Genomic DNA, 24,005 nt, shown 5'->3' with positions numbered 1-24,005 from the left:
GCTAAATCGGGCGCTTCTTCTGGCGAGTAGTGAACGGGATAGCTAAGGGCTTCTTGACCAATAGTGAAATCAGGCGCCGCGTCGGGGCTATGGTCGACAAGAAGATTTGTCTCGAACCGCAATTCCTGAGCGGCGCCGGAAAAGGACACCTCAGCCACGCAGTTCCCAAAGACGTCGTGGGACCATCGAATCGCGCTTTGGGTCGGCCAGACCCGAAAGGAGGAGGAAATCAGCTTCTGATCGAAGCTGTCACGCGGTCTGAACATCAAGCGATGTGCGGCAAAAGTAACCGGACGCCTGTAGCGGTACGTCGTCGTATGGACAATTCGATATAAGCTCATCGGTCTCGCGATCGTTCAAGAGCGGGACTAGCTTCGCAATCCGTTCGGCACCTGGTCAAGGTCGGGGGGAGGGTGAGCCGGACCTAGTTGCAGTCCTTTGCATTCCACCCTCGACCCCTGCGCCACCGCGTTCGAGAATGCACCCTGCACTCCGGATTCCAGGCTTGTTATCAAGGCTCGATTGGCCAGCTTGGCCGAAAGCTGCCGACGTCTCCCAAGGCGTTCACATCATTTTGGCTACCTGGATGAGAGCTGACGAGGAGCTCTCGATCCTAATGTCTAGCGGCAGGCTGCACATAACGTCTCTTATAGGCGGGTGGCTTGGAAGACGGCCATTTGCGATGGGCCCTTCACGGATTTCCTTTCGCTTTGCCAACAGCGCAAGTGGTCGTCCATCTTGGCCCGCTGCCCTCTCGTCGCGACGGCGCTCGCCCAGAGGGCCCTCTTCATTGGGTCGACGGAGGGCGCGCCAAGCAGCAGTGCAAAAACTGGTTCGTTTGTGGATGCCCGCCCGTTGTAGGGCATCTGTCCGCCTCGACAAATGGGAACATCCGCAGGAACTCTGAAGATGGTTGATTCAAAGAAGCCTGACGCACCGCAGCCTTTCCCGGATGAAATCAAAAGAGGTGCCAGGCAGCGCTCTCAAAAGGAAAATGACCGAAGTAAAAAGTCCGAAAGTCGTGCGGCGGAGGTGGAGGCCAGACTCGTGAACAAACGGCACGCTCTTTCAATGTAGCCGTGGTTGAAATATACGACCATAGCAGCATCGCAGCGAGAAACAGGCGAGAAGTGATGCGACTCCCCCGAAGAAACCGCGCCGGGATTAGCTGGCTGGCTTGATCAGCGTAACCGCCAGATCGATTATTTTCCAGCCGGCAACGCGGGCGAAACACGCCAGACTTTGTTTCCAACGTCATCTGCCACGAGCAGGGCGCCCCTTCGGTCGAGCGCAACACCCACAGGTCGCCCTTGGGCGTTGCCGTATTCGTCCAGAAAGCCCGTAAGCACATCTTTCGGGCGGCCCGTCGGATGCCCCCTTCCGAATGGCACGAAGATGACCTTGTACCCGCTGGGCGGATTGCGGTTCCAGGAACCATGCTGGCCAATGAAGACGCCATGCGCACCGAAGGCCAATCCGAGCGAGGCTGTGTGGGGGCCCAAAGCATAATCGGGTGCAATGGCTTTTGCCACCAAGTCTGGCCGCGGTGGTTGCGGCCTGGGATCGACGTTTTGCCCATAATAGGAATAGGGCCAGCCATAGAACGCTCCCTCGCGCACCCCTGTCATATAATCGGGGACTAGATCGCTGCCGAGTTCATCTCGCTCGTTGACGGCGACCCACAACGCCCCTGTCCAGGGTTGGATGCCCATTCCCACCGGGTTGCGCAGCCCGGAAGCGAAAATCCTATGGTTCCCGGTCTTAGGGTTAACAGCCCAGATCGCGGCGCGACCGACTTCGGCAGCGATGCCGTTTTCGCCAGCATTGCTATTGGAGCCGACGGAGACGTAAAGCGTTTTGCCATCCGGACTTACGATCACATTTTTTGTCCAGTGATGATTGATGGGCCCCGCCGGTAAATCTGCAACCTTCAGGCCTGGCCCGTCGATACGAGTCTCTCCGATATGAAATGGAAACCGAACCAGTGCGTCGCTATCTGCGACGTAGAGCTGATCGCCGACAAGCACCATGCCGAACGGCGAATTGAGGCCTTCCACCAGGATATAACGATCATAGGTCTCCCGACCGGCATGCGACCGCAGCAGTGAAATGCGGTTGGCGCTGGGCGTGACCGCCCCGGCTCGCTTCATCACGAGTTTTGTAATCCATCCCTTAATTCCCTTGGAATCGTCAGGCTTCGGGGGCGCATTGGTCTCGGCAACCAGGATATCGTCGTTGGGGAGCACGTAGAGCCAGCGCGGATGCTCCAGCCCCTCCGCTATTGCGGTCACACTCTGCCCCTTGCCGGCGATTGGCGCCCCGCCAGACGGCCAGCCACGGGCGGGCGCGATCTTCAATGTCGGCAGCGGCGTGATTTTCTGCGCCGGCAATTGCGGGAATGGGCCTGTCCCGGCTGCAACCGATAAGGTCGCGTGGTCTGCGCACGACGTCAGCGAAAGCGCGGCGATGATGAGGTCAGCTACCGAAAATCCGGCGGACGTTCTTCCAGTACCGATATGCCTATGTCTCGCCATAGCCGGTGATCGCAGCGTTTGGCAAGTCATTCGCCAACCCTTGCCCCGCATTCCTTTAACCAATCCGTGCATTGGAGCGCATGGGGCCGCAACGTCGTCATCGATGGATGTATGAGTCACGGGCATGCAACCGAACAGTTTAGAAGGCCCGAGTCAAGCTAACCCAGGTCGGCGGGCCCACGGCTTAGTGATTGGCCGCCGGCGCTCGACCAGGATTTGTTCGCTCGCCATCACACCGTCATGGGCGCTGATCCATTCGTGGATCGAGGGGGTTCACTCCGAACGCCCCATAGTAGGTATCGACGGCACGAGGCCGATCTGGGTTATGCCAGTCCCAATCATGGTCGGCAGTGTATTTCGGAGATCCGCGAAGTTGCTCTTCGGTAACGCCGACCTGATAACCGCCGAGATCGGTTTTGTAGGTCAGCGAATTCCAGGACAGTGGATAGTGATCGTTTCCTATCCCGAGGAAACCACCAAATCCGAGGACCGCATATGATGCCTTGCCGCTCAACTTGTCGATCATCACTCGCTCGATGGAGCCGATGCGCTCGCCGTCCGCGCCATAAACCGCGGTGCCCTCCACCTTGTCGCTACCGATCAGGTTGCCGACTTCGTGCTCTTCAACTGCCATGTGCACGCCTCCCGTTGAAACCCGGTAAACGCCGCTTGCATTAAAGCGGTTCCAACGGTTGGGGGAGGTGATAGATTTCTGGGATCCTCACACAGGCACGTATGTTGGGGCAAAACTTAGGGCGAAGGCAGACGCCGACAGGAACTGGCTCTGATGATAGCCAAGGCCGAACCCCTGCTGCATGACAGCGAATCCGAGGTCATCATCTGCTCGACGGTCAGCATGTGGAGATCCGCGGCGTTGGCTTCGCGGGCGTGAAGGGTTCTGCCGGTGGCTTCGGCCTTTATGCGGAGCTCTTTCGGGGAGCCGGCGATCAAGGTCATGGTGGCAGAAGCGGTTCATCAAGCGATGCTGCTCGAAAACGCCATGCGACAGGTTCGTTCGGAGAGGGCGTTGGTAATTCTGCATTATGCACCCATCCTAGCGACGCCGGTCGGCGAGCCTGCGGAGATCTATCCTTTCCTGGGCTCCTCGCGCCTCGCCGAAACCATCGACCGCTTCACCGTCAGCGCGGTGGTACACGGCCACGCCCATCGCGGCGCCTATGAAGGCAAGACGCCCGGTGGAGCGCCCGTCTACAATGTGGCTGCTCATGTCGAGAAACCGACGGGACGACCCTATGCCCTCCTTGAAATCTAAAGCCGGTTTTCACGGCACCGCGCTCGGTGCCGGCTAAGAGGCCCTGAGAACCCAAAGCGGAGGCCGGCCTAGCACACTATGGCGAGTAACAGATTTACCTGCATATTATTGCAACAGGGGAAAACTCTTATTTGGCAAAGACGCTATATACAAACTGGACGGCCGAGATTGATGGGAAGCTGTTTTCCAAAGCGGGACCTGCTCCGAACCGCACGATGATCAACATAGATCGGGCCTCACGCTCAAACAGCCTGCGTGTTCCGGGGGAAACCTGCGGCCAGACATTCTTCTCGGATGCTTCTCCGCACCCTTGAAGATGGGGACGGCTCAAGCAAGCATCCGGATATGCGGTTCTCGATCCCAATAGCGTTTTGCCGCGGCCGCCACGAACGTCGGGCCGATCACCATCACGCCCTCATCTCGCGCGATATTGGCCTTATCGAGCAGCGCGGCCGCGCCGGCATCGTAGCCGATCGCTTTCAGGTGGCCGAAAGCATCAATCACCCATTGTATTGCGGCGCCATCTTTGCCGAGGGTCCCTGCACCCTCGGTGGAAAGAAGCAGAACGATTGCGTCGAAGAGCTGCGAGGGAGAGCCGAGCAACTGCCCGTGAATGGGCGCTGTCTTCCCATCGGACAGCCTTGCCCCTCCCTTTTTCGGCGCGACAAGAAATGCCTGGGCGCCGGCCTTCCCGATATCGGCCAGGATGCGGGCGAGCGCAGCCGCGTCGCTGCCGTCGTTCACGAGAATTCCGATCTTTCGCCCCTTAAGCGTGTCCTTCATGTTCTTGTGAATCGACAGGGCAGCGCTTGGCTTCAACTCGACCAGCTTTGCTCCTGCCTCGCTCTTCGCCGGCAGCGGAATGCCGAGCCCATCCGCGACGCGCTTGGCTAGGCTCTCATCGACATTGCGCAGATTGGCCACCATGCGCGGCGGGATCTTCTCCAGCTCCACCTTCGACAACTCAAACACGAAGGACGAGGCAATGTGAGCCTGCTCGCTGACCGTCTGCGAGAGCCAGAAGAGACGTGCCTGGCTGTAATGGTCAGCGAACAGCTCGGCCCGAGCCCTGAGCTTGCCGTTTCCCGCGCGATCCTCCAGGGCCGCAGTGGATTTGAAGCCGGTCACCGGGCACTCGCGCGGCCCACCGGCTTCGCCGTGATCGTCGAGACTGTTGGGTTCGTAATTGGCACGGCCCTTGGGCACCTGCATTTGCATCATGCCGTCCCGCTGAAAGTTCATCATCGGGCATTTCGGCGCATTGATTGGAAGCTGGTAGAAGTTGGCGGTGCCAAGGCGCGATTTCTGGGTGTCCAGATAGCTGAAAAGACGCCCCTGCAGCAGCGGGTCGGCTGTAAAGTCAACGCCCGGAACGATATTAGCCGGGCAGAAAGCCACCTGCTCGGTCTCTGCAAAGAAATTGTCGGGGTTGCGGTCAAGCACGAGGCCCCCCACGGTCCGGAGCGGCACGACCTCTTCAGGTATCAGCTTGGTGGCATCGAGAACGTCATAGGGCAGGCTCCTGGCGAGTTCTTCGTCGAACAGTTGCAGGCCGAGGTCCCATTCGGGGAAATTACGGCTCTCGATGGCCTCGAACAGATCCCGCCGATGATAATCATTGTCGGCGGCCTGGAGCTTTAGCGCCTCGTCCCATAGCGTGGATTGTATACCGAGCCGGGGGCGCCAGTGGAACTTGACGAAAGTGGCCTTGCCCTCTTCGTTGACCAGCTTGAAGGTGTGGATGCCGAAACCTTCCATCATGCGAAAAGATCGGGGCAAGGCTCGATCGGACATGGCCCACATCAGCATATGGGTGCTCTCCGGCATGAGCGACGCGAAATCCCAGAAGGTGTCGTGTGCACTTCCCGCCTGTGGGTAGGCGCGATCCGCTTCCATCTTCACCGAGTGAATGAGATCCGGGAACTTGATAGCATCCTGGATGAAGAAGACCGGGATGTTGTTGCCGACGAGGTCCCAATTGCCTTCCTGCGTGTAGAATTTTACGGCAAAGCCCCGCACGTCCCGGGGCGTGTCGACGGATCCGGCGCCGCCGGCGACGGTCGAGAAACGCACGAATACCGGGGTCTTCTTGCCCTTGCCGCGGAACAGATCGGCTTTGGTCAGATCCGTGAGATCGTCCGTGAGTTCGAAATAGCCATGGGCACCCGATCCCCTGGCATGGACGATGCGCTCGGGTATGCGTTCGTGATCGAAATGAAAGATCTTCTCGCGAAGCACGAAATCTTCCAGCAGGGCTGGCCCGCGCGGCTCCGACTTAAGGCTGTTCTGATTGTCGGAGATCCGGATACCCTGATCAGTGGTGAGATGTCCCTCGGCCCCATGGCTGCCTTTCTCCGGCACGTGCTGATGGGTTTCTCCGCCCTGACCTCGACGGGTGTCAAATTTTCCAGCCTGTGCCATGCCCATTCCCCAATTTTGAAATCTTCGAAGATCTCAGGAAACCGAGCCTGTCTCGTGAAAGTTCCGGCGCATGTGCCGTCCAGCTCCGGACTGGCTGAATGGAGGCGCCACGGGGGGGGCAGTATTTCATCTGGCGCGGGCGGCCTCGGATATATCCTCAACGATCAAACATCCGCACGCGCGGCAAAAATGGCTTTCTTCGCGGCCATTCTGGCGCGTCGTTGCTTGTCGATCCAAAGCATGACAGGGCCCGATGAGGTTCCGTGTATGACCATCGAACCCAGGACGACGAAGGATGTCAGGGCCAGGAGCCGGTCAAACTCGGTGAAGTCGCCGCGGCCTCCGGCATAGGCCATGTAATAGAATGTCCCGAGCCCCCTGATCCCAAAGAAGGCGATGAGACCGCGCGCCTGCCAGGGGATCTTGAGCCCCACGAGGCTAACCCATGCCGTTAGCGGGCGAACCATCAGCAGGATTACAACAGCAATCGCCACATCCGTCCACGAAAGGGCGGCGAGCCCGCCTGCTGCGATGGTGCCCCCGAAGATGATCATCACGATCACCATCAGCATGCGTTCGATTTGCTCGGAAAAGCCTTCGAGGTGGGAGTGAAAGCCATGCTGCCGGTCGCTGGCGCGCAGGATGACGGCCGCAGCGAAGACCGCTATGAAGCCATTCCCGTGGATGAGCTCCGTAACGCCATATGTCGAAAAGGTCATGCCGACAGCCATCAGCCCGTCCTCCGTCTTCGCCACCTCGATTCTGGGGAGACGGAAACTGAGCCAGGCGAAGACGCGCCCCGCAATCATCCCCAAGACCAGTCCGCAGCACAGCTTCCAGATGACTTCGTAGGTCAGCCAATGTCCCCATCCCACCGAGGAGGGGGCTGTGGAAAGGGAAACGGCCAGGACGACGAAGGGGAAGGCAAGGCCATCATTGAGTCCGGCCTCGGTGGTCAGGGCGAAGCGAGCTTCTCCGCCCTCCTCCTCGCCGGGCGGACCAACCTGCATTTCCGCGGCAAGCACGGGATCGGTTGGCGCAAGCGCCGCGGCTGCGAGCAGGGCCGCGGACCAGGAAAAGCCACCCAACGACCGGCACAACAGCATGATCGCAAGAATGGTCAACGGCATAGCGATCAGCAAGAGCCGCCCTGTCGCCTGCCACCGCCGCCAGTCAAAGCTGCGCTCGATCCGCAGGCCACTGCCCATCAAGGCGATCAGGATGACGAATTCGGTAAGATGCTCGAAGCTGCGACGATTGAAGATGACGTCCGCCGGCGGGACGAGCCAGGATTTCGGATAGGCGAAATAGCCTATCATGAGAGCGATGATCGGTAGCGACAGGGGAAGGCGGCGGAGCACAAGCGGCAGCCATGCCGTCAAAAGCACCACAACCCCAAAGCCGAGCGCGAGCGCTGCTGCCACATCGAAAGATTGTCACATAGGGAGAGGACGTGTGCGAAGCCGATTGGTTCCTGCGGCGACCACTTGCCGCGCCGAACCAGCATTTGCGCGTCGACCTGGGGACAGCTGCAGGCAGAGCGTCGGAACCCCTCTGCCCATCAGGGGTTGATGCTTCGGCGGACAGAATCGGCCTTGGCGCATTTCTCACCAACAGGAGCCTGAACGCGATGGAATTCACCATCAATGGGCGTCCCTACGTCGTAGATCTCGATATTCGCACGTCGCTGCTCGATCTTCTTCGCGACCACATTGCTCTTCCCGGCACGAAGAAAGGCTGCAATCAGGGCGCCTGCGGGGCCTGCACCGTCCTGGTCGATGGCCAGCGCATCAATTCCTGCCTCGCCTTGGCGGTACAATACCAGAACCGGCAGATCGTCACGATCGAGGGGCTCGGCACTGAAGCGGCCCTGCACCCGATGCAGCAGGCCTTCATCGACCATGACGGCTTCCAGTGTGGCTATTGCACGCCGGGACAGATCTGCTCCGCCATCGGTCTTCTCGACGAAGTGAGGCGCGGGATTCCGAGCGTGCTGACGGCCGATCTGAAGATGCCGGAACTTGCTATCAGTCGGGACGAAATTCAGGAACGCATGAGCGGGAATATCTGCCGCTGCGGTGCGTATAACGGCATTGTCGAAGCCGTGCAGAGCGCTCTGTCGGAGGGCGCGGCATGAATGTCTTCGGTTTCGAACATGCGCGCACGGGCGCAGATGCGGTCAAAATGCTCGGCTTGCATCCGGGCGCCAAATATCTCGCGGGTGGCACCAACCTGGTCGACCTGATGCGTGAAGGTATTGAGCAGCCGGACCTGTTGATCGACATATCCGCACTCTCTGAGAAGATCGAGCTCTTCGGCGACAGGCTCGTCATTGGCGCCGGCGTCAAGAACACCGACCTTGCCGCCCATTCCGCGATCCGGGAACAGTACCCCGTCCTGGCGCGCGCGGTGCTGGCAGGCGCTTCGCCCCAGATCCGCAACATGGCGACCGTTGGCGGCAACATCCTGCAAAGGACCCGGTGCGCCTATTTCTATGACAGCGCCAGCCGCTGCAACAAACGGCATTCCCGGCGCCGGATGCGACGCTCTCGAAGGCTTCAACCGCTACCACGCCATCCTGGGCGCGTCGTCGTCCTGCGTGGCAACCCATCCGTCGGACATGTGCGTGGCCCTGGCGGCGCTCGATGCGGATGTGCATCTGCTCGGGCCCGCCGGTGCGCGCAGGGTGAAGCTGGTCGATCTGCATCGGCTTCCGGGCGGCCGGCCCGACCTGGAGACCGAGCTTCGCAGTGGCGAACTCATCACGGCCGTCGAACTGGCGCTTCTGCCTTTTGCCAGACGATCGACCTACCGAAAGGTCCGGGATCGCTCGAGTTATGCCTTTGCGCTGGTGTCGATCGCTGCCGCGCTGTCCGTGCGCGAAGACGGCACCGTCGACGCCATTCGCGTGGCGCTGGGCGGCGTGGCAGCCAAACCGTGGCGCGCCTATGCCTTCGAGCAGGCCCTGGCCGGAAAACCCGCCATCGAGGCGAACTTTTGCGAGGCGGCGGAGGCCGAGCTCGCAAAGGCTTCCGGCCTGGCCCACAACGCGTTCAAGATCGACCTCGCCAGGAGCCTTCTGGTCTCCACGAAGATGGAACTGAGCGGGGAGAACGTCGCGTAAGCATCCTGCAGAAAGCCATTGTCACGGCTATCCGTTTCCTGCCTGACAGGGCGACGGACCCGCTTCTTCGCTCGGACCGGGAGATCGGCCGGCCGATCGCGCGCGTCGATAGTGTGCTCAAGGTGCGGGGGCGGGCCCGCTTCGCCGCCGAAGTGCCGCTACACGATCTGAGCTACGCCGCCTTCGTTCACGGCACGATCGCCCGCGGGCGCATCGACACGATTGATACGGCGCAGGCCGAAGCGGCGCCGGGCGTGCTGCTGGTGATGACCTACAAGAATGCACCGCGCATGCCGGCGCCACCCATGATGATGGAGGATGCCAAGGGGGCGTCGGCGAGCAAACTGCCCGTCATGCAGGATGCGACGATCCGCTGGAATGGCGAGCCGGTGGCGGTTGTGGTTGCCCAGACCCAGGAGGAGGCCGACGCCGCTGCGGGGCTGGTGCATGTCACCTACCTCCAGGAACCAGCGGCAACGTCCCTGGATCTGCAGCGGCAAAAGGCGCATCCGCCCAAGACCATTCTGGGCGAGTCGCCGCGCATCGAGATCGGCCGGGCGGAGCGAGCGCTTGCCCGGGCGGTGCATGCCGTCGACGAGACCTATCGGACGCCCCGACACAATCACGCCGCCATCGAGCTCCACGCCGCGACGGTCTCCTGGCAGGACGACACCCTGACCGTGCATGACGCGACGCAGATGGTCAATCTGACGCGCTCGAGCTTGGCCGCCGTGTTCAGGATACCCGAAGCCAAGGTGCATGTGCTCTCGCCCTTCGTGGGAGGAGGGTTCGGCAACAAGGGACTGTGGAGCCATCAGATCCTGGCCGCCGCCGCGTCGCGCATGCTGGGCCGGCCGGTCAGGATTGTCCTGTCGCGGGAGGGCGTCTTCCGCATCACGGGCGGGCGGACGCTCACCGAACAGAGAGTGGCGCTGGGTGCGACGGAAGATGGAACGCTGGAGGGTCTCATCCATACCGGCATTGCGGGCATGACCACGCACAACAACTGCCCCGAGCAGTTCACGTTTCCGGCGCGGCATCTCTATGCCGCAAAAAACCTCCTGCTAGCCCAGGAGGTGGTCGATCTCGACATGGTGGCCAACACCTTCATGAGGGCACCCGGCGAGTCGGTCGGCACCTTTGCGCTCGAATCCGCGGTGGACGAGCTTGCCGTGGCGATGAACCTCGATCCCGTCGAGCTGCGCCGCAGGTTCGAACCTCGAAAGGATCCAACCTCCGGCCGGGCCTTCTCCTCCCGTAATCTGGTGGAGGCCTATCGGCGTGGCGCCGAGCGCTTTGGCTGGGGGCGCCGCAACCCCGTGCCGCGCTCCCAGCACCAGGGCGAATGGCTGGTTGGTTATGGCGTGGCGACGGCGACCTATCCCTACTATCGAGTGCCCGGCGGGGCCGCGTCCATTCGCCTGACCCAGGACGGCCGGGCCATCGTTCGCATGGCAAGCCACGAGATGGGAATGGGCACCGCGACGGTCCAGTCCCAGCATGCGGCGGAAAGGCTGGGGCTGCCGGTGGAGGCCGTGACGTTCGAATATGGCGACAGCGACTTTCCCTCGGGAACGCTCGCCGGCGGTTCCTCGCAGACCGTCTCGATCATTGCCGCGGTCACCGCGGCGGCGGAGATGCTGACAGGCGAATTGCTGAAGCTCGCCGGAAACGACTCTCCCCTGGCGGGACTCAAGCCCGCGGAGGTCGAAGGCTGGAACCAGGGCATCCGCCAGCGCGACAAGCCTGAGAATTTCGAAAGCCACGGGTCGATACTCCGGCGAGCCCAGCGCGAGGATGGCAGTGTCGAGGCGGCAGCGCCCATGCCCCTCAAGGCGCAGAAATATTCTATGCACTCCTATGGCGCCCAGTTTTGCGAAGCCTGGGTCAGCAAGCAGACTGGGGAAGTGCGGGTGAAACGCTGGCTCGGCTCCTTTGATACCGGCCGTATCATCAATCCGAGGACCGCGGCGAGCCAATTTCGCGGTGGCATCATCATGGGTCTCGGCCTTGCGCTCATGGAGGAAACCCTGTTCGACGAGCGGACAGGCCGGATAATGTCCCGCTCCCTGGCTGACTACCACGTGCCTGTTCATCTCGATGTTCCCGAGATCGATGTGCTCTGGACAGACGTTCCGGACCCGCACAGCCCCATGGGCGTCCATGGTATCGGGGAGATCGGTATCACCGGCGTAGGCGCTGCGGTGGCAAATGCCGTTTACAATGCCACCGGCAAGAGAATTCGGGATCTGCCTATTACGCTCGACAAACTTCTCTAACGGAGAATGGAACGATTTTCGAAGTGGAATGTTGTCAGCGCAGTTCTGCTATAAGCGTGACTGTTCACGGGCCGGGGAGACAAAGATGCGCTTCATTCTTCTAATCATCGTCATCATTCTTCTGCTCGCTGCTCTGCCTACTTGGCCCTATAGCGCAGGTTGGGGTTATTATCCCTCAGGGGGCCTTGGTACTGTTCTCGTCATCGTGCTGATCTTGATCGTTCTTGGGGTCATATAGAAAATCAATTCGGCATCGGGAGCAGCGCAACCTGACGCCTGAGGAGGTCGATTGTGCTGATGTCCTCCTCGGATTGCGATCCGGCGTTCGGTGTAGATCTCGGCCGTCTCCAGTAATGCGAAATGTCCGCATCACGCTGACATTGTCAGGCGTGAGGCGCCGAGGTTGCCAAGCGGTTTCAGTTCAATCCGGGATCGGCGGAAGACCACTATCACGCCGTCAACCGCGCCTTGCGCTCTTGGGAGCGCCCTGACTTCTGGCGCAAGCTTCAATCTCAGGCGATTAAGGCAGATCTTTCCTGGAAAAGGAGCGCCAGGCAAGGAGCGCCAGGCAATATGCCAGAATTTATTCCCGGGTCCTCAAATCTGGCCTGCCGTAATCAACCTGGCACGTGAATGCTCAGAGCGATTTAGGACTATGCCCAGAAGTTAATTCTGCGCACTCTGGGGGCCGTCGGCCGCCTGATCCACCGCCCGGACGACGATATTCTGCTCGATCATGCGACAAGGCTTGTCGGTGGTCATGAAGGCGATGTCGGAGGCGTCGCGCCCGCTGCCGATACGCACCAGGCCGCCCACGGGAGCAAGGCGCGTAGGGTCGACGAGCCACCAGGCATTCTCCAGATAGACCTCGAGGACGGCGTGGAAATCAGGCGGCTGCAAGTCGAGGGCGTAGGCGCTGACGGCCCGTGCCGGAACGCCGATGGCGCGGCAGAAGGTGATCGCGAGATGGGTAAAGTCCCGGCAAACGCCGGCGCGATCGACGAAGGTTTCCAAAGCCGTGGTTTCCGCATCGCTGACGCCATGCAGGTAGTCGATGTGACGATGGATCCAATCGAGGACTGCGAGGACTCTCGCGACGCCGTCGCCCTGCTGAGGGAATTCGCGCTGCGCGAACCTCATGAATCGATCGGAGGGACAGAACCGGCTGGGCAGGAGAAAAGGGAAGGCGAAGTGCGGGAGTTCTTCCCAGGAATGTTGTCGCCCTTGCGCCGGTAACAGGGGGCGCATCCGGTTCTCGATCGTCGCGCGATAGGTGATCCGCGCAGGGCCCGAAAGCACGCATCGCAGTCGCCGGTCTCCCTCCAGATTCTTGTCGAGCGTCAGCGCCGCATCCGGGTCAAATACCAAACTCTCGGAGACAATGTCCTGGTCCCGGCTCTGCGAGGCCTGGATGGAGATGAGAACCTGGGTGCTGCTCGCAAATTCGTAGACAAGACTTGCCTCGATTTCCAACCGCATGAAACCTCCTTGGGCGCGGCAAGCGCATCATTCAACGAGCTCGCCGCAACCGGGTTCCTCTCGGAAGGGCGGCAGGTCCCTTACGGAAGAAGGGCCCAAAGTGGCCCTTCCTGCGCCAGCATCCGAGGTCAACTGCGGGCGCCGGCCTCGCGTCGACGCGAGCCAGGGAGGTCTCAGGTCGCCGGCAGGTCGTCTCTGATCCGGCCGCCGACGGTCGCCATGTAAGAGGCGGAGAAGCCGCCGATCAGCAATCCGACGAAAGCCCAGAGCGCAGCGTATATAGCGGCCTTTCTGGCGGCATCGGCAACGGCCTTTGCCTTGTCGGCCGCCTGCTGGGCCGCCGCCTTTGCCTTGGCCATCACATCGTCAAGGCGTTTGCCGGCATCGGCCTGGCTGAGCCCGGTCTGACGCGCAATGACTTGCGAAATATAGGTCCTGTCATCGTCGCTGAGCTGGCCACTGGCGAGTGATTGCGTGACGATGCGGCCGACTTCAGCCTTCGATGCATCATCGTTGCGGGTCTCCGCCGGGGCCTGCTGGGCGCGGAATAGCATATCGTTGAAATAGGCATTGAGGCCGCCGTTGCCGGTCGCTGAACCGGCGGCATTGGCGGCCGCACTGGTCAAGGCCGCGCCCGTCTGAGCAATGCCGCTTACGGCTGTCGACAGAATGCTACCCACCAGACAGGCCGAGACGATGGTTCCCACCGCCCAGACCAGCATGCCATGCGCGGTATCCCGGAAAAACACTTCGTCGGTGTGGACGCCCACCCATTGTGTGCGCAAACGGCCAGCCAGGTAGCCGCCGACCGCATAGGCGAAGAGCGGGATGGCGAGCGACCAAAGGATAGCGAGAATTCCTACGGTAGTGGTGCTGGCCCCGGAATTGGACCAGGGCGAAATGGAGACTAGGCCGATGCCGGTTCCCACAATGACGAGAAGCAGGAAAATAACCGTCGCGGCAGCAGCACCGGCGATGATCGCCCCCCAGGAAACCGCCGAGTTCGACGACTCGACTTGTCCTGAGAGAGCTAGATCGGTGTTTGTCATCGCTGACCTCCTAAAGCGTTTTACGATTTGACGGAATCGGCAAGAATCGCAAAGACGGGTCGAAACAAAGATTTAGACCAAAGCAGCGTTTATGTTTAAACGCGCTTTGCTCTAGTGATAAAGCAGCGCAATAAGGATGATGATTGGGATGGGCACGCCGAGCAGCCATAACAATATTCCTCGCCCCATAGCTCTCTCCTTCACGATGGAACTGTTGAAGATTTCAGGTTCACAGGGCGCGACAGCAGAACTCGCCTCCCTCTGCGGCTTAAACTTGATCGGTGCTCGGTAGTTCCGGGACGCTGGCTACTTTTCAGATTATTGAGTTGGCAAATGAGTCCGCTGGCCGGCGGCCATGAGCCCATTGCCTCGGCGCCCCTCGCCGGTACGAAACCTTTCCCTCCTGCGCCGGTTGAACCGGCTGACTTCCGAGGAAAAAAGGAGCGTCTCCGATGAGACAGGATTCAAACCCCACTATTCCGTCCTTCCTGAGCGCGAAGGAACTCGCGGCGAGCGAGGGCCTGGAGCCTCAGAACGAGCAGGCGCAGAACCAGGGAGAGGGGGCGCCGCCTGCCCGGATCCAGGACAACCAGGAGATCGAGCAGCGCATTCGCGAGAAGGCCTATGAGATATGGAACCTGGAAGGACAGCCCGAAGGCCATGATCGCGAGCATTGGGAGCGAGCGACTGTGCTCATCCATCAGGAGAATTCTCAGTCCCCGACGCCGGCCGGCTAGAAGGCCGGAACCTTCCCAAGCCTAGTCGACCGGGTAAATCCCATGCAGCACCGTATCGAAATGGTCCTCGATCTGGGCAGTGCAGGGGCATGATCGCAGGCGTAGAGCACCCTCGTGCTCGACGATGAAGACGCCGCGGCGCGTCGAGACCAGTCCTTCTTTTCTGAGATTTTGCACGACCCGCGTGACAAAGGTTCGTCCCACACCGAGCAAGTGCGCAAGCTGTTCCTGCGTCATCTCGATCTCATTGCCTTTCGTGCGGGCCACGGCAGCAAGCAACCATTTGGCGGTGCGCTGCGAAATCGTATGCGTCGCATTGCACGCAGCGGTCTGGAATATCTGGGCCAGCAGGCAGTCGGAATAGCGCGAGAACCAGTGCCGGAGGGCGATCGAGTCAACCTTGGCCTGTTCCAGCGCGCTGGTCTTGATGAGAAGGAACTTGCCGGGCGCGCGAACAAGAGCCGTGGCATAGGCTGGCACATGAACAAAAAGCCGGCAGGAGCCGGGTCAGTTTGCTTAATGGCGGATCACTCACGGGATGACTTCCGATTTCGCCTGCTATGATTTCTGACCGTCGATCCTCTCACCTTCTTCCACCGTATTGGCGTTTATCTGGAACGATTTTCCCTCCAAAATCTCGTCTCTCGATTTCTGCTCCGCAGTTTGATCGACGAGTGTGGCAACAAGCCGAAGAAGCGCCTGATGTTCAGGACCATTCCCTCCGGAGGCCAGAAAATCACGAAGGGTTAAGAAAGAAAGTGCCGCACCAGAAGGACCGTTGGCCTGGTGAACAATCATGGGAGATCCATCAGCCGGGTCCCTCGCAAGGGACCAAAGGTCGCCGGTCGGACTACGATATAGTTCTCTTCGAAGATCCATCTGCGCTCTCCCGCGTCCCATGACTGCTTAACTCAACGCGACGTCGGCAACGCAGGTTCCGCCGAAGCACCTCGATGCCACGGGTCTCCGTTAGCAACGATGTAATTTCTTAATCGAAGGAATCGAACGGCAGCTTCCATGGAGGCGTCTGGATCGCGCGAGTCGCTATTATCAAGGACGCTATTTCTTAATCGAGGGAACTGGACGCTAGCTTGAAGGTTGCTCTCCCTTCTAACGATGAAATGGAGAAAGCAATGAGCAGCACGACTGACAAGATCAAGGGCGCCGCCAATCAGGCTGCCGGTACCGTTCGCGAAGGCGCGGGCAAAGCCGTCGGCAACAAGGAGATGGAGGTTAAGGGCGCCGCACAGAAGGCAAAAGGGAAGATCCAGGAGGGCGTCGGTAAAGCCAAAGACGCTGTGAAGAAAGCGATCGACTGAGATATCGGGGCTCGAGTTTCATCGGGCCCCCTTTTTGCAATGGCCCAAGATGATCTCCATAAACCGATCTTTAATGCTGGATTATGCCAAGCAGGCATCGGAAGCAGTCGGTACGGACTTTGCTCTTGATCGCAACGTCTGTGTTGCCTTCAATTATCTCAAGGGGCGAGTTTTTCCCTCTCCGCTTGTGCCGCTTGCGAACGGGTCATTGGCGTCTCAGGACGGATTAAAACTCGGCTATGCCGACAATTTCACGGCATCCATTGATGCCGTCGACCAGCTACGTGTCGCCCTGTTTCCGGCGAGCGTCTTGAATGTGAGTCTGGTGGCCACCCCAGACCGGCACTATGAATGCATCATCAGTGCACGCAGCGCTCGCAGTGCTTCGATTTCAGAGTTTGCCCAAAGCGCCACGGAACCGCGTGTTCGCCTCACTGCCCTCCTGAAGCTGGCCTCGGTCGTTGACTCGGTGCCCGTGCTGAGCTAGGCCATCAATCGGACGAGAGTTGGAGCGATCAACAGCAGTATTGCGGGGTAGCTCGATCATGGCCCCCTTCATTCAGCAATGGCTGCCAGGTCGTCCGTGATTTCCCTGATGGCATAACTTCAGAAGTGCGCGGAACAAGCAGGCTGTGGCGGTGTTTGCGATGCATGAAGGTTGCGTCAGAACATCAGCCGGCGGTATTGCTCGTCGAAGACGAGCCAATACTGCGGATGTTAGTCGGGGACTTTCTCGCCGAGCTGCAAATAACCGTCATTGAGGCCTATGACGTCGACTCAGCTGTGGCAGCTTTAGAGCGATGTCCGGACATCAGGATCCTGTTCACCGATATCGATATGCCGGGCTTGCTGGACGGAGCTGACTTGGCGCTGCAAGCGGCCGAGCGCTGGCCGAAGCTGCATCTCTTCCTGACTACGGGAAAAAGGATGCCTGCGCTGAGCAGGATGCCGGTGGGCTGCGAGTTCATCCCCAAACCATACGACTTGGATAAGCTGGGAGAGCGCCTCCGCGCCATTCTTGAAAACGAATAACTACTAGCGCGGAACGACCTTTAGCCCAAACTGTTTGCTAACTATGAGATGGACCGCAAAAACGACTTCGCGAGGGCTGTTCGTAGGCACGCCGCTAATTCTATTTATTTGAGTCCCGTGTTCACTCTGGCGGCAAAGTCAAAAGGCTAGATGTTGGGGACGTTATCACGTTCAAGTTGAGCAGCGGTGCTAACATAGACGTCACCATTTGCGGGACATCGGCCCACGACATCTTCCTTGAGAACGCCAACGGCACCACTTGGCGCATGAGCCTCACGCATTGGAACGAACCCAAGTCTAAGTCGGGTCGCGTTGGCTCATTTTCGGAATGGACAATCAGAGCCAGGGCGTAGAGGAACACCAGGTGGCCAGAGGGGGAGTTCGCACGCGGTTGGGACGAATGTTGGGGTAATTCGGAAGCGCCTATCATAAACCACTGAATGATATGATTTAATTCCATACTTGTTGCGGACATCCTTCCGCCATACTACCTCGCCTCCCCGAATTTCAAGCGCTTGGCCCTTATTGTAAAACCTTATTTGGGCGTGTCGTGAATGCCATGAAGCGGGCAATAGACCATCTCCCGTCAGGTTGGCGGCGAAAGACGTCGATGCCTTCTTCGGTTGTTGTATCGCGGGCGCCATTGGCCTCGGCCCTGAAGGTCCAGGTGAGCCTTACCACGGCCATGTCTCCTTGAAGAAGTATCTCGTGAATGTCGGGACGGTCGTAGTGCAGGCGAAGCTTGTTGCTGGAGAAAAGCCTGGTGAAGTTAGCACACATGGTCTGGTGCGTGCCCTGCAGCACCTCTGGAATGGAATAGAGCAAATCCAGCGCAAAGAGGTCGCAAGCGCCTACGGCGTCGTGCGCGTTGAAAGCCATCGTCCACTGTTCGAAGCGTTGGATGATGGTGCCCTTATCAGATGCAGGGTCTGCAATTCCTGAAGATGCCATCAGTGCGCTGAACGCTGCAGCGAAGACCGTCTTGAGAACCTGGTTCATTCTTTTCGACTTCGATCACGCAGAAACTATGGCGACTTAACACGCGGCGCGATGCTTTCCCATAACTCAGCCGAGCGCATGCGTAAACATTCGGCATGCGACGGGACGATTGCTAAGGTTTTCGCCATCTAGTTGTGAGCTTTCAGGAGGTTGTCCATCCGGTCTGAACCGAGGAAGCTGAGGTTGTTGAAGCTTCAGTTTTCCAGGGAGAGACCGGATGAACAGCCATAAGAATGCCCTTCTGACGCCTCGCGGTCGAGAGCCTATGGTGCGCGCGGTGGTGGATGGCGGGTTGAGCAAGGCGGTGGTAGCGCGCATGTATCAAACCACGCCGAAGACGGTTGCCAAATGGGTCGAGCACTTCTGCAGGGACGGCGTGGCGGGCCTGCGTGATCGGTCCTCGAAACCCCTTTCATCGCCGAGCCAAACCACGCGAGCCACCTGCGCGGCCGTCGAGGCCTTGCGCCGTCAGCGCCACACCGGCAAGCACATCGCGGCGCAAGTGGGCGTTTGCCCCGCCACCGTCAGCCGTATCCTGCGGCGGCTGAGACTGAACCGGATGCGTGATCTGGAGCCCGCCGAACCCGTGCGCCGCTATGAACGGGCCAGCGCCGGCGAGATGATCCACATCGATATCAAGAAGCTTGGTCGTTTCGAGAAGATCGGCCACCGGATCACCGGCGATCGCACCGGTCAGAGCAACAGCCGCGGCGTCGGCTGGGAATTCGTCCATGTCTGCATCGACGACTATTCCCGCATCGCCTTCGCCCAGATCAAGCCCGACCAGAAGGCCGACAGCGCCGTGTCTTTCCTCAAAGCCGCCGTGGCCTATTACAAAAGCCTCGGCGTCACCGTTACCCGTGTCATGACCGACAACGGCAGTTGCTATAAGGCCTTTGCCTTCCGCCACGCCTGCACGGATCTGGGCATCAAGCACATTCGCACCAAGCCCTACACCCCCAAAACCAACGGCAAAGCCGAGCGCTTCATCCAGACCGCTCTCAGGGAGTGGGCTTACGCTCAGGCCTATCCAACCTCACAACGCGGCGCCCAAGAGCTTCCAATCTGGCTGCATCGATATAATTGGCATCGCCCACACGGCGGCATAAAATCTCAAACTCCTATCAGCAGACTCGGCCTGTCCGAGGACAACCTCTTGAGGCTCCACAAGAAGCGCGGTCAGGAGCGATCGGGCTCGCCCGCTGCGGGGCGAATCTTCCTGCCGCGTCCCCTTCCTGCGCGGTTAAGGTCGAGATCGAGATTGACGAATGCCGGAGACCGAGACGCTCTAAGCGATCCGCCAAATTCGTCAGCAAAGACGACGTTGGGATCTGAAGCCATTCCACGCGGATGTCGGCGTCCACCAGCGAAACTCCCGGGCAGGCTCGCCTGAATCCGGCATAAGCTACGCTAGCAAACCGCGCCAACAGATCGCTTTCATCATCTGGTACCTCAAACGTACCCTTGAATAACGCTGCCTGGCCGCGTGAGACGATAAACTGAAACAACATGACAATCACCCATACTCAGCACACTAGCACAGCAAGATTCCGACGTATTAACATAGATCAAGTTTGGAACGACGAAGGCAAAACCGGAAGAATAGGTGAGAACCGCCCAAGCTCATATAGGGAGATAACAACATGAACAAGCTTTTCCTTTCGGCTCTACTTGTAAGCAGGCAAGGCAAGTGACTTTTGCGCGCTAGTTGTGGCGGGCTCGAATTTTAGCTCCCCCTCTGCAGTTGTGCGCGGCTCTTCCTCCGGCCGATTTGGATGCAACTCAAGTGCATCGCGCAACCTATCAGGCCTAAAAGCAAATGCCGTAACCTAGGTTAGATCGCATAAATTATCGACAGTGTAGGCTTTAGAAGTGGGCATCAAATAGGTGCCGCAGGTCTCGGCCAGGATGTCTGTCCCCAACCGCGGCTGCCTGGCCGAGATCCCATCCGATGCTCTAGCGCGGCGTTTAGGCGCTGGCGCCAGTGAGCAACGTCACCCTCAATAACCAACACCGCCCTAGTGAGCATTAAGGCCTAATGCTACGGCCTTGGTAAAAAATAAGTGCTTGAAGTTATCTATATCGCGTGGCAAAGCGTGTGTCGCGAATTGTATATAGATCAATCTATGCTCATTTTGGATGTTGCAGATGGCTCGATTTTTCTTTCATGTTCAGGAGAGCGGCCGACGTATCGAAGACCTGGAGGGCACAGAAGTCCAAGATCTTGCCGCCGCCAAGCGCCTTGGACTTGCCGCACTCTGCGAATTGATTACAGAACAAGTTAAAGACAGAAAGCTTGAGTGCGGAGGCCGTATCGAGATCGAAGACGAGGACGGCAAAGTCCTTCTTGATCTCTGTGCGCAGTGCGCCATTACCATCATGCCGCCATCTGACGCTCAAGAGCGACGCTGTCCTTAAGATGAAGATAAGCGCTATTGAAGTCGCCGGCTCGCTTCAGAGCAGCCCAGTCGAGGATCGATAATTTGTTGACCACCAAACGGATCAGGCCATCCGCCCGCATGCCCTGTAATGTACGGTTGACATGCACAACTGTGATGCCCGTGGTGGCCGCGATCTGATCCTGGTTCAAAGGCACATGATAGTGGCTTGTTTCGCCAATCGCCCGCTCGCGTAATGCCAGCTCGCAAAACAGGTGCGCGATGCGTTGACGGGCGGTGCGTCGTCCAAGATTGAGAAGCCACTCGTGAGAAATGGAGGCGTTAACGAAGGTATCGGTCCATAACGCCCGTGCGACGGGAGGATGAGCCTCGGCAAGTGCCATGAGTTGGGAGCTCGGTATCCATGCCACCGTTACAGACGTGAGGGCCTGCACGCTGTGGTGCGCCAACCCGAGCAGGCTGTTTTGGAGATCGACGAGGTCTCCGGCGAGATGCAGCGAGAGGATCTGCATCTCTCCAAGTGATGTTGCCTTGTGCCGATAGATGAACCCCTCAAGGAGCGCCCAACAAATATCCGTCCGATCGCCTTCGTGGGCAAGGAAATTACCCTTCTCGAAGTTGGTGTATCGAAACGGCAGCGCGAGAATCGCTTCGCAATCTTGGTTGGATAACGTTGAGCGCGTCCGAAGCTTGTTCAGGACGGGCGCGAGACTATGGAAATGCATGGACATCAGATGTCTCCGAGGATCGAGGCACGCAATTTGTCCTGCCGCCGGCCCGCGCCCGGCGACCAGTGAAACAGCCCAACGTGGGTTGCAGACTTTTGGTTCCCCAAACAGTGAACAATCTGAAGGTGATTTTGAAAAAACGTTATGTTTTGCAATATATAACGCGAACATAGAGATGAAATACTTAAGTATATCCTATGTATTTGATAGCTTAGATTGATTTTCCTTCAACTGTAGATGAAGATATTGCATTGAGATAGGCTGGTGCTGGGTCGTCGCACGAGGTTTATTAGGAACGATAGCTTCATCCCTCAAGAAGCGGCGTCGTGTCGTTAGGTTCCAATTCAGCTGATCCCTTGCACCATCTTCTCGATAACAGCATGATCATCCGAACATCCTGGCCAAATCGACTGATCTCGCGGGCCCACCAATTAGGTGACAGGCAGCTTCCATCCCGACGAGACACGGGCCAAGACTACCGAAGAAATTGAGAAGGACCTTGTGCCAAAGAAATCGGCGAACGGCGACCTCTCCGCAATCCTCAACTGCGTGCAATTGAAAGTCGTGTCTTGCGGGATCCAAACCAACAGCGGCAACAGAGATGTGGACGCCCTTTCTTTGGGTGACTTCGACATCGATGGCCAAACGATATTGGTACCGAGATGCCGCGCGCTAGAGGCGTCCCATCATACAACCGACCCTATGGGGACGGCCCCTTGGCAAGCGTATTCTTCGGGAATGTCTGTTTAGCGATTGCGGTCATATGTCCGTCCTGTCGCTGCAAGGCTGAAACCCGCTGGCCATGATGATATCCGCTTTTTCCGGCTTCTCGTCAGCTCCGCGCGCTCGAAGCGCTGGTCGGGGTACGGAATATCCCGACCGGCGGTTCGTCGGGAGTCCATCACCTCGTTGCGCGCTTGCCAAACTCCTAAGCTGGGCGTGGCGGGATGCCTCGATCAATCCGCCGATAGCGCCTTGTGCGGCAAAGTTCGCCGGTTGTCATGGCCGCCGTAAGCATACGTTCCGTCGGCTCGCACAGTACCGATCTCCCTATGTTACGATGAATTCTAGGAGTGGGCTTCCAATTCCTGTATGAGATAGTTGACGGGCTCCCAGCGGCCCCCTGCAGTCACACCCTCAATACGAACCCGAGGACTTCAGCACGGCTGGCACGGTCTTGGCGATGATCGAGAGATCGCGCCAGAAGCTCCACTCCCGGACATAGCGCACATCGAGGGCCACGCGGTCGTGATAGGAGGTGTCGTTGCGGCCGCTGATCTGCCACAGGCCCGTCAGGCCGGGGCGGACGCGCTTGTAGTCCTCGATATGCAGGCCGTAGCGCACGATCTCGTCCCGCACGATCGGCCGCGGGCCGACCAGGCTCATGTCGCCGAGGATGATGTTGATGAGCTGGGGCAGTTCGTCCACGCTCGACTTGCGCAGGAACCTGCCGATCGGCGTGATGCGCGGATCGTTCTTGAGCTTGTGGGTCTCCTCCCACTCCTGCCGGGCGGCTTCATTGTCCCGCAGATGAGCGCGCAGGGTGAGATCGGCGTTGACGACCATGCTGCGGAACTTGAGGCAGGGAAAGCTCTTGCCGCCGAGGCCCACGCGGTTGTGGCGGATGAAGAGAGGGCGGCCCTGGAGGATCAGCAGAGCCCCCGCCATGGCGGCGATCAAAGGCAGCAGGAAGATCAGGGCAGCCGAGGACACCGCGACATCGAATCCCCGCTTGCTGAGTTGCGCGACCTTGCGTGGCAGGGTTCTATTGATATTGCCATTGCCGCGACTTTCGCCCCGGGCTCCAGCAATACCGGCGTCAGAATTTACGCCAACCGGCTCAATTGCCACATTGTTATCCTCTACAGAAAGTGGGTCAACGACGACCTGGCTCGGGCGAACTTCGCAGCGGATTTGTCTAACGGACACCGACGATTTAAACGCGCCGGGTCATATGGCGCGGAACCAGACTGGTGCGTACTATGATGGAACTTCGCTCGTGCACAAGCTTACTTAACCTCAGTCCCATGCATTTGGAGACCAACGCAGCGGGTGGCGATGTATTCTGCCAGTTAACATTTTGCCACCCCCGACGCCCTCACCTATGTTGGTTCAAATGAGGAATCCTGCAATCCGCACTCTTTCCATTGTGTCGCCTCAGCAAGCGCTCACAAACTGGACGGATTGCCCATGCGCTCGGGGACCGATGGGAATGATTTGTGCGCTCAGCTACGCCTTCCTGATCCAGCCGCCCTACCCCTCGGCGCCAGCCTGCTACGCCTGATCAACGACGGAGTGTCGCACGTGATGTGACAAAAACCCCTCGATACCGGGGCGCCGTCTTGGTTATCCAGGCGTGCGAGCTCGATGCTCAAAACACTCGGCCACAACAAAAGATCAGCGGTAAAAATTATTGCCGCCGAAGAAGTCTTGAAGACTCTGAAGCGCGATGTCGCCATCCGCCCGTTCTTCCACCAGTACCAGAATGGCGGCGAACCTGTTCCCGCCGCAGGCACGCACCTACATCTTCTCGATCTTGCCAGGATCGAGCCTGCCCCTCACCAGATCCCACAGCGCCAGCAGATTGCCGACAAGCCGGCCGCGCCGGTCGGCCCAGGGCTCGGGATTGAAG

General features: G+C 59.2%; 21 protein-coding genes and 3 pseudogenes. 12 read left to right on the top strand and 12 right to left on the bottom strand.

Annotation, left to right across the window (positions count from 1 at the left end):
• The 3 genes from QQL24_RS36635 to QQL24_RS14570 form a co-directional block, all read right to left on the bottom strand.
• On the bottom strand, window positions 1–341 hold a 341-nt coding region (locus QQL24_RS36635; RefSeq protein WP_431310689.1), incomplete at its 3' end, for a transglutaminase N-terminal domain-containing protein.
• Between the two features lie 861 nt (window positions 342–1,202).
• Window positions 1,203–2,534: a PQQ-dependent sugar dehydrogenase gene (locus tag QQL24_RS14575; RefSeq protein ID WP_284312931.1), complete on the bottom strand. Its 1,332-nt coding sequence runs from the start codon at window positions 2,532–2,534 to the stop codon at window positions 1,203–1,205.
• 238 nt (window positions 2,535–2,772) lie between these two features.
• Entirely contained in the window at window positions 2,773–3,168 is a 396-nt protein-coding gene (locus tag QQL24_RS14570; RefSeq protein WP_284312929.1) for a PRC-barrel domain-containing protein, read from the bottom strand.
• 197 nt (window positions 3,169–3,365) lie between these two features.
• Here QQL24_RS14570 and QQL24_RS14565 point away from each other — a divergent pair.
• A pseudogene (locus QQL24_RS14565) lies at window positions 3,366–3,807 on the top strand (metallophosphoesterase family protein); the annotation flags it as partial.
• Between the two features lie 327 nt (window positions 3,808–4,134).
• On the opposite strand, the gene QQL24_RS14560 reads toward QQL24_RS14565, so the two are convergent.
• Window positions 4,135–6,228 carry a catalase gene (locus QQL24_RS14560; protein ID WP_284312928.1) on the bottom strand — a complete coding sequence of 698 codons (2,094 nt, stop codon included), beginning with the start codon at window positions 6,226–6,228 and terminating at the stop codon, window positions 4,135–4,137.
• A gap of 164 nt (window positions 6,229–6,392) precedes the next feature.
• On the bottom strand, window positions 6,393–7,616 hold the full coding sequence (locus QQL24_RS14555) for a cation:proton antiporter (RefSeq protein ID WP_284312935.1): 1,224 nt from the start codon (window positions 7,614–7,616) through the stop codon (window positions 6,393–6,395).
• Between the two features lie 242 nt (window positions 7,617–7,858).
• On the opposite strand from QQL24_RS14555, the gene QQL24_RS14550 reads away from it, so the two are divergent.
• From QQL24_RS14550 to QQL24_RS14535, 4 genes and pseudogenes are all read left to right on the top strand, one after another.
• Complete coding sequence (locus QQL24_RS14550) at window positions 7,859–8,365, top strand: 2Fe-2S iron-sulfur cluster-binding protein (protein WP_284312933.1); 507 nt, start codon at window positions 7,859–7,861, stop codon at window positions 8,363–8,365.
• Window positions 8,362–9,352, top strand: a pseudogene (locus QQL24_RS14545) (FAD binding domain-containing protein). Before QQL24_RS14550 ends, QQL24_RS14545 begins: the two are co-directional and overlap by 4 nt.
• A 5-nt stretch (window positions 9,353–9,357) precedes the next feature.
• Window positions 9,358–11,631 carry a xanthine dehydrogenase family protein molybdopterin-binding subunit gene (locus QQL24_RS14540; protein ID WP_284312932.1) on the top strand — a complete coding sequence of 758 codons (2,274 nt, stop codon included), beginning with the start codon at window positions 9,358–9,360 and terminating at the stop codon, window positions 11,629–11,631.
• An 85-nt stretch (window positions 11,632–11,716) separates the two neighbouring features.
• Entirely contained in the window at window positions 11,717–11,869 is a 153-nt protein-coding gene (locus tag QQL24_RS14535) for a DUF3309 family protein (protein WP_284312927.1), read from the top strand.
• Between the two features lie 428 nt (window positions 11,870–12,297).
• Here the strand turns inward: QQL24_RS14535 and QQL24_RS14530 are convergent, their stop codons facing one another.
• On the bottom strand, window positions 12,298–13,110 hold the full coding sequence (locus tag QQL24_RS14530) for a transglutaminase-like domain-containing protein (RefSeq protein ID WP_284312925.1): 813 nt from the start codon (window positions 13,108–13,110) through the stop codon (window positions 12,298–12,300).
• A 173-nt stretch (window positions 13,111–13,283) separates the two neighbouring features.
• Window positions 13,284–14,159, bottom strand: a complete 876-nt coding sequence (locus QQL24_RS14525) for a hypothetical protein (protein ID WP_284312923.1) — start codon at window positions 14,157–14,159, stop codon at window positions 13,284–13,286.
• A gap of 452 nt (window positions 14,160–14,611) precedes the next feature.
• Between QQL24_RS14525 and QQL24_RS14520 the strand changes: the two genes are divergently transcribed.
• Window positions 14,612–14,896 (top strand): DUF2934 domain-containing protein, encoded by a 285-nt coding sequence (locus QQL24_RS14520; RefSeq protein WP_284312921.1) that lies wholly within the window; start codon window positions 14,612–14,614, stop codon window positions 14,894–14,896.
• A gap of 21 nt (window positions 14,897–14,917) precedes the next feature.
• Here the strand turns inward: QQL24_RS14520 and QQL24_RS14515 are convergent, their stop codons facing one another.
• Together QQL24_RS14515 and QQL24_RS14510 are read right to left on the bottom strand one after the other, a co-directional pair.
• The gene (locus QQL24_RS14515; protein WP_284312919.1) at window positions 14,918–15,376 is read right to left on the bottom strand and encodes a Crp/Fnr family transcriptional regulator; all 459 of its coding nucleotides are present in this window, start codon (window positions 15,374–15,376) and stop codon (window positions 14,918–14,920) included.
• Window positions 15,377–15,454: 78 nt separating this feature from the next.
• Window positions 15,455–15,694 carry a hypothetical protein gene (locus QQL24_RS14510; RefSeq protein ID WP_284312918.1) on the bottom strand — a complete coding sequence of 80 codons (240 nt, stop codon included), beginning with the start codon at window positions 15,692–15,694 and terminating at the stop codon, window positions 15,455–15,457.
• A 335-nt stretch (window positions 15,695–16,029) separates the two neighbouring features.
• On the opposite strand from QQL24_RS14510, the gene QQL24_RS14505 reads away from it, so the two are divergent.
• The 3 genes from QQL24_RS14505 to QQL24_RS14495 all read left to right on the top strand — a co-directional run bounded on the left by QQL24_RS14505 (window position 16,030) and on the right by QQL24_RS14495 (window position 17,247).
• Entirely contained in the window at window positions 16,030–16,215 is a 186-nt protein-coding gene (locus QQL24_RS14505; protein WP_284312916.1) for a CsbD family protein, read from the top strand.
• A 73-nt stretch (window positions 16,216–16,288) separates the two neighbouring features.
• Complete coding sequence (locus QQL24_RS14500; protein ID WP_284312915.1) at window positions 16,289–16,702, top strand: hypothetical protein; 414 nt, start codon at window positions 16,289–16,291, stop codon at window positions 16,700–16,702.
• Window positions 16,703–16,866: 164 nt separating this feature from the next.
• Window positions 16,867–17,247 (top strand): response regulator, encoded by a 381-nt coding sequence (locus tag QQL24_RS14495; protein WP_284312914.1) that lies wholly within the window; start codon window positions 16,867–16,869, stop codon window positions 17,245–17,247.
• Between the two features lie 522 nt (window positions 17,248–17,769).
• Here QQL24_RS14495 and QQL24_RS14490 read toward each other — a convergent pair.
• Window positions 17,770–18,246: a YybH family protein gene (locus tag QQL24_RS14490; RefSeq protein WP_284312913.1), complete on the bottom strand. Its 477-nt coding sequence runs from the start codon at window positions 18,244–18,246 to the stop codon at window positions 17,770–17,772.
• A gap of 217 nt (window positions 18,247–18,463) precedes the next feature.
• On the opposite strand from QQL24_RS14490, the pseudogene QQL24_RS14485 reads away from it, so the two are divergent.
• Both QQL24_RS14485 and QQL24_RS36630 read left to right on the top strand, forming a co-directional pair.
• Window positions 18,464–19,414, top strand: a pseudogene (locus QQL24_RS14485) (IS481 family transposase); the annotation flags it as partial.
• Between the two features lie 971 nt (window positions 19,415–20,385).
• The gene (locus QQL24_RS36630; protein WP_431310688.1) at window positions 20,386–20,664 is read left to right on the top strand and encodes a DUF6894 family protein; all 279 of its coding nucleotides are present in this window, start codon (window positions 20,386–20,388) and stop codon (window positions 20,662–20,664) included.
• Here QQL24_RS36630 and QQL24_RS14475 read toward each other — a convergent pair.
• Window positions 20,624–21,376 (bottom strand): Crp/Fnr family transcriptional regulator, encoded by a 753-nt coding sequence (locus QQL24_RS14475; protein ID WP_284312910.1) that lies wholly within the window; start codon window positions 21,374–21,376, stop codon window positions 20,624–20,626. The two genes, QQL24_RS36630 and QQL24_RS14475, sit on opposite strands and share 41 nt — an antisense overlap.
• 1,134 nt (window positions 21,377–22,510) lie before the next feature.
• Window positions 22,511–23,224 carry a sugar transferase gene (locus QQL24_RS14470; RefSeq protein WP_284312909.1) on the bottom strand — a complete coding sequence of 238 codons (714 nt, stop codon included), beginning with the start codon at window positions 23,222–23,224 and terminating at the stop codon, window positions 22,511–22,513.
• A gap of 516 nt (window positions 23,225–23,740) precedes the next feature.
• Between QQL24_RS14470 and QQL24_RS14465 the strand changes: the two genes are divergently transcribed.
• On the top strand, window positions 23,741–24,005 hold a 265-nt coding region (locus QQL24_RS14465), incomplete at its 3' end, for a hypothetical protein (protein WP_284312908.1).

It is taken from the genome of Labrys miyagiensis (assembly GCF_030160835.1).
Taxonomy (GTDB): Bacteria; Pseudomonadota; Alphaproteobacteria; order Rhizobiales; family Labraceae; genus Labrys; species Labrys miyagiensis.
The sequence above is the reverse complement of the archived record's forward strand: the minus strand, read 5'-3'. Positions and strand labels throughout refer to the sequence as shown.